Origin of the sequence: Aquabacterium sp., from assembly GCF_004297345.1 — a bacterium.
Taxonomy (GTDB): Bacteria; Pseudomonadota; Gammaproteobacteria; order Burkholderiales; family Burkholderiaceae_C; genus Aquabacterium.
In genome coordinates this window covers 1-6,134 of record NZ_SCTN01000367.1, presented here as the reverse complement: position 1 = coordinate 6,134, position 6,134 = coordinate 1, and the positions used below count along the sequence as shown (strand labels likewise).

The window sequence follows — 6,134 nt, the reverse complement described above, 5'->3', positions numbered from 1 at the left end:
GCCGCAAATGCCGAGGCGCATTCGGGTCACGCGGCTGCCCCCAGCCACCTCGCCCCATGGCCATGGCGATCTTGGGCAACTGCGTGGTCTTGCCTGAGCCCGTCTCGCCACAGACGATGATGACCTGGTGCGCGCGCAGGGCAGCCTCGATCTCGTCGCGTTTACCGCTGACAGGAAGAGCCTCGGGAAAGGTGATTTGGGTGGGTTCAGGCAACACGGGAAGATACGGAGTCGAACTGTTGGCCAGGGGACAGAAAAAAGCGACCAAAGTCCGCCATTATCCAAGCCCATGCAGTTTCATGAATACACCCGCTTCGACGCCCTGGGTCTGGCCGATCTGGTCAGGCGTGGCGAGGTCTCTCCCGCCGAGTTGCTGAGCGTGGCCATGGCCCGCGCCGATGCCACCCACGGCCAGCTCAACGCCATCATCCGGCGCTACGACGATCGGGCCCGGCAAAGGGTGCAGCAGTGCTTCACGCCTGAACAGCCGTTTGGCGGCGTCCCCTTCGTGATCAAGGACCTGTTTCAGGAGTGGGAAGGCGCGCCCAGCAGCTGGGGCAATGCCGCCCATGCCCGCGCCATCTCGCCCATCACGAGCGACGTGGTGCGCCGCTGGACGGACGCCGGCCTGGTGATCTTCGGCGCCACCAACACCCCGGAGTTCGGCGCCAAGAACATGACCGAACCGCGCGATTTCGGCCCGACCCGCAACCCCTGGAACACAAAACACACACCCGGTGGCTCATCGGGAGGCTCCGCTGCTGCCATCGCAGCCGGCATCGTGCCCGTGGCAGGCGCCAGCGATGGCGGCGGCTCCATCCGGATCCCCGCAGCCTGCAATGGCCTGTTCGGCCTGAAGATGGGGCGTGGCCGCGTCTCGATCGGCCCCATGGCCGCCGAAGGCCTGTTTGGCGCCGCCGTGCAAGGCGTGCTGTCGCGCAGCGTGCGCGATACCGCCGCCATGATGGACATCCTGCAAGGCCCTGAAGCCCATGCGCCGTTCTGGATGCCCAGGCCGGACCAGGCTTATCTGCAGGCCATCGAACGCCCGCCTCGCACCATGCGCATCGGCTACTCGACCGAATCGCCCACGGGCACGCCGGTTGATAAACAAGCCATCGCGGCCACGGAAGATGCCGTCAGACTGCTCACGGCCCTGGGCCACCATGTCGAGCCCGTCAAACTGCCTTTCGACGGCAAACAACTGGCGGCCGACTTCCTGCTGACCTGGTTCTGCGCCCAAGCATTTCTGGTGGATGAACTGTGCCGCCAGGAGGGGCTCAAGCTGTCCGACTTCGAGCCCGACACCCAGGTCATGGCCGCCATGGGCCGCACCGTGTCCGGCCCGGAACTGTGCGGTTGCCTGGAGCGCTGGCACCTGCACACCATGGACCTGACCCGCTTTCACGCGCAGTTCGATCTGTGGCTCTCACCCACCATCAGCGCCCCGCCGCTGCCCGTGGGCGCCCTGACCACCCCACCGGCGCTGCACATGGTCAACAAGGTGCTGTCCGGCCTGGGCCTGTTTGGCGCCATCCGCAAATCCAGCTTCTTCCAGGAGATCATCCTCAAGAACCTGGGCTGGACGCCCTACACCCAGCTGGCCAACGTCACCGGCCGCCCGGCCATGTCCGTACCCCTGTACTGGACGCCCGACGGCCTGCCCCTGGGCGTGCAATTCGTCGGCCCCGTGAACTCAGAAGCCCGCCTGCTGCAACTGGCTGCCCAGCTGGAACACGCCCGCCCCTGGTTCGACAAACGCCCAAATCTGTGAGCCCAGGCGCACAGCCGTGCGTCCCATACCGTGTGGGGAGTGCGCATTGCCCGTAACATTAGGGCCTGACGCATCTCCCCTCATTTATTTCCGAACGGCTGCCCCCCGGCTGCCACGTCTGTGCCCACTTCAATGGACCTGGTCTTCCCCCATACCTTCGTGCCCTGGTTTCGCTCCGTGGCGCCTCACATCCACGCGCACCGCGGCAAGACCTTTGTCGTGGGGCTGTCGGGTGAGCTGATCGCGGCCGGCAAGCTGGAAAGCTTCGTGCAGGATCTGGCCCTGATGCAGGCCATGGGCATCAAGATCGTGCTGGCGCACGGTTTCCGCCCCCAGTTGGAAGAGCAACTGCGCGCCAAGGGGCAGGAGTCGAAATTCAGCCACGGCATGCGCATCACCGACACGGTGGCGCTGGACTGTGCCCAGGAGGCTGCCGGCCAACTGCGTTATGAGATCGAAGCGGCGTTCTCGCTGGGGCTGCCCAATACGCCGATGGCGGGCGCTTCAGTCAGCGTGATCTCGGGCAATTTCGTGACGGCCCGCCCGGTGGGCATCGTGGACGGCGTGGACTTCATGCACACCGGCCTGGTCCGCAAGATCGACGCCATGGCCGTGCGCCGCGCCATCGACACTGGCGCCCTGGTCATGCTCTCACCCTTCGGTTTTTCACATACTGGTGAGGCCTTCAACCTGAGCATGGAAGACGTGGCCACCAGCGCCGCCATCGCCCTGCAGGCCGACAAGCTCATCTTCGTGACCGAAGTGCGCGGCATCCTGCAAAACATCGTGCAGGACCCCGCCAAGGCCAAGGAACTGGAAGCCAAGCAGCACGACCCCGATGTCGAGATCGACCAGGAACTGGCACTGGCCGAAGCCAAACGCCTGCTGGCCGCCCTGCCCAACCCGCTTCAGCCCACCGACACGGCCTTCTATCTGCAGCACGCCGTCAAGGCCAGCGAAGGTGGCGTCGAGCGCGTGCACATCATCCCCTTCCTGGTGGACGGCGCCCTGCTGATGGAGGTGTTCACGCACGATGGCGTGGGCACCATGATCGTCGACGAAAAGCTCGAAAGCCTGCGCGAAGCTTCACCGGATGACGTCGGCGGCATCCTGCAACTGATCGAACCGTTCGAGCAGGACGGCACCCTCGTCAAGCGCAGCCGCACAGAGATCGAGCGGGACGTCGCCCAATACACGGTGATCGAGCACGACGGCGTGATCTTCGGCTGCGCCGCGCTCTACCCCTTCCCCGAGGCCAGCACGGCCGAAATGGCGGCACTCACCATCTCGCCGAGCGTACAAGGCCAGGGCGACGGCGAGCGCATCCTCAAGCGAATCGAGCAACGCGCTCGGGCAATGGGCCTCAATACCCTGTTTGTATTGACCACGCGTACCATGCACTGGTTCATCAAGCGCGGCTTTGCGCCGGTCGACCCCGCCTGGCTGCCTGAGGCCCGCAAGCGCAGCTACAAGTGGGACCGGCGCTCGCAAGTGCTGGTCAAACAACTCAAGTGATTCTTTTCTTCTTTCGGACTGACAACCATGGCACGCACCATTCAATGCAAGCACCTCAACAAGGAAGGCGAAGGCCTGGACTTCGCGCCCTACCCTGGTGAGTTGGGCAAGCGCATTTACAACGAGATCAGCAAGGAAGCCTGGCAACTCTGGATGAAGCACCAGACCATGCTGGTCAATGAAAACCGCCTGAACCTGGCTGATGCCCGTGCGCGCCAATACCTGGCCCGCCAGATGGAGCAATTCTTCTTCGGCGAAGGCGCCGAGCAGGTGCAAGGCTACGTGCCGCCCGCACAGCAGGCCTGAGCTTGCGTCAAATGAAAAAAGCCGAGCACTGCTCGGCTTTTTTCGTTGGCCGCCCGACGGGTGTCTGGGCCGCTGAACCAGTCAGAAGGTGTACCCCACGGAGGCCGTGAACACCGAGGGGTGATAGCGGTAGGTTGCCGTTTGATGGCTGGTCGGCGTCGTGATCGTCATGTTGTTTTTGACGGCGGCCGTCAGCCAGCTTCCGTTGATGGACCAGTTCTTATCCAGCTTGTAGCTGAAGCCGGTCTGAAACGCCAGGCCAAACGAATCCGTCAATTTGATATCGACGGGCGCTTCTGACGTCACCGCGCCATGGGCCGAATAGAAACTGTCGCCCACACTTGTGGTCTTGGCCGTGATGTGGGAATAGTTGATCCCCACCCCGACGAACGGACGGCAATTACTGCTGGCGGCACCCAGCTTGTAGTTCAGGAAAATGGTGGGCGTTACCGCCGTGATGCGGGCCACCACCTGATCATCAAAAGAGGCCAGGTAAGCCGCATTGGCACTGACACCCGTCAGCGCTTTGATGTTGTCACCAATGCGCAGTTTCACATCCGCCTTCGGAGGGACGCCCATTGCGGCCTCCACCTCCCAGTTGTCGCTCAGGGCTCGGGCCACACTGAAGTAGACAAATGACTTGGGTTGAACCGCCAACTGCACGCCAGGAGGTACAGCAGCATTGGCAGCCCAGGCCGGAAACACGCCCTCAAGATCACTGCTGGTCGCACGCGGATCCAGATGTGCGCCCCCCAGCTTGAAGGTATAGGACTGCGCTGACGCTGAACCAGCCATCACGCACAAGACAGCATACGCAGCGAACTTGATGTTCAGTTTTTTCATATTTGAAAAGCTTGGAGTTGAAGAGTTCCCGTCAGCGATATCGGCGGTTTCCAGATTGACCTTGAGCGCCAGATCACCGATCAGGTTTGCCCCTCAAACACAGAAAAAACAAGTCGATAACGATCCATCCCCGTCTCCACCGATCAGAGAACGCTCCGATGACGCAGCTGCACGAGAACCGCTCAACTGAACTGACCACGCCAGCCGAAGACGAACCAGCCAACGAACTGCAACAGACCTTCAAGGGCCTGTTGCAATGCATTGCCGGTATCGCCCTGCCCACGCACATTGCCTTCCTGAGCATCTTTGCGTGGTGCAAGGTTGACTTGCTCGCGTTCGTCAACATCTTCAGCTGCGCATGCTTCGTCGCCGTGTTCTTCCTGGCACGGCGCAACAAGATCAACCTGGCGCTGGCCATGACCGGCATCGAGGTCGTCGGGCATGCCGTGCTGGCCAGCTTCGTCATCGGCTGGGCCAGCGGCTTCCACCACTACGTGCTGCTCGTGCTGCCCGTGCTGGTGATGAGCAACCTGAGGCCGCTTTGGGTCAAAGCCTTGAGCACATTCACGGTGGCCATGGCCTATCTGGGCCTGGACCTGCTCTTGCGCAACAGCACCCCGCCTCACCAGTTGCCCATCCCCATTCAGGATGGCCTGCACTACTTCAACATCTTCGGGACCATGCTCATCATGGTCTTCCTGGCCGGCGTCTACTACTTCCTGATCAACAGGGCCAACGAGGCCTTGCGCAGCAAGACGCAAGACATCCACAACATGCTGCAAAACATGCCTCAAGGCGTGTTGACCGTGACCAAGGGCCGCGTCATCCATCCCGAGTACTCGGCTTATCTGGAAACCATTTTTGAAACCCGGGACATTGCCCGACGCAACGTGATGGCGCTGGTATTCGATCAATCCAGCCTGGATGCCAATGCCTTGTCACAGGTGCAAGCCGCGATGGATTCGTGCCTTGGCGAAGAGCACATGAACTTCGATTTCAACACCCACCTGCTGGTCCAGGCCTTCGACAAGACCATGTCGGATGGCCGCGTGAAATCGCTGGAACTGAGCTGGTCGCCCATCTGCGATCGGCAGGGCAACATCGAAAAACTCATGCTGTGCGTGCGTGACGTGACCGAACTCAAGCGCCTGGAGCAAGAATCCCAGGCACGCAAACGCGAACTGGAAATCATCGGCGAGATCCTGGCCGTCAGCCAGGAAAAGTTCAACGAGTTCATGGAGAGCGCCAACACCTTCATCGACGACAACCGCCGCCTCATCAAGCAGGCGCCGGACAAACGCATCGACATCATCAACCTGCTGTTTCGCAACATGCACACGGTCAAGGGCAATGCGCGCACTTACGCCTTGCTGTACCTGACCAACCTCGTTCACGTGACAGAGCAGGCCTACGACGATTTGCGCAAGAACGATGACTTGCCATGGGATCAAGACGCACTGCTGCGCCGGCTCGATGAGCTGCAAGCCATGCTGGCCCACTACGCTCACCTCAATGATGTGGTGCTGGGACGCAAGGGCCCTGGCCGTCGCGGTCAGGTCGAGAAGTTCCTGATGGTCGACAAGGACCAACTCCAACGTGCATTGGGCATGCTGGCTGAAGTGGACACGGACGATCAGGTGGCCATGCGCCAGGTGATGGGTCACCTGGGACGCACCTTGAACATGGTGGGCACAGA

6 protein-coding genes are annotated in these 6,134 nt (G+C 61.8%); 4 read left to right on the top strand and 2 right to left on the bottom strand.

From position 1 onward, the window contains the following. A partial coding sequence (locus EPO09_RS13870) for a hypothetical protein (RefSeq protein WP_290643912.1) occupies nt 1-217 on the bottom strand: 217 nt, incomplete at its 3' end. Between the two features lie 72 nt (nt 218-289). Between EPO09_RS13870 and EPO09_RS13865 the strand changes: the two genes are divergently transcribed. From EPO09_RS13865 to EPO09_RS13855, 3 genes are all read left to right on the top strand, one after another. Beyond that, nucleotides 290-1,774, top strand: coding sequence for an amidase (locus tag EPO09_RS13865; protein ID WP_290643911.1), 1,485 nt, complete (start codon nt 290-292; stop codon nt 1,772-1,774). Between the two features lie 132 nt (nt 1,775-1,906). Continuing rightward, entirely contained in the window at nt 1,907-3,289 is a 1,383-nt protein-coding gene (argA, locus tag EPO09_RS13860; protein ID WP_290643913.1) for an amino-acid N-acetyltransferase, read from the top strand. 27 nt (nt 3,290-3,316) lie between these two features. Then, on the top strand, nt 3,317-3,595 hold the full coding sequence (locus EPO09_RS13855) for an oxidative damage protection protein (protein ID WP_290643910.1): 279 nt from the start codon (nt 3,317-3,319) through the stop codon (nt 3,593-3,595). A gap of 81 nt (nt 3,596-3,676) precedes the next feature. Here EPO09_RS13855 and EPO09_RS13850 read toward each other — a convergent pair whose 3' ends face one another. Then, nucleotides 3,677-4,438, bottom strand: coding sequence for an OmpW family outer membrane protein (locus EPO09_RS13850; RefSeq protein WP_290643909.1), 762 nt, complete (start codon nt 4,436-4,438; stop codon nt 3,677-3,679). Nucleotides 4,439-4,596: 158 nt separating this feature from the next. Here EPO09_RS13850 and EPO09_RS13845 point away from each other — a divergent pair. Further along, a partial coding sequence (locus tag EPO09_RS13845; RefSeq protein WP_290643908.1) for an Hpt domain-containing protein occupies nt 4,597-6,134 on the top strand: 1,538 nt, incomplete at its 3' end.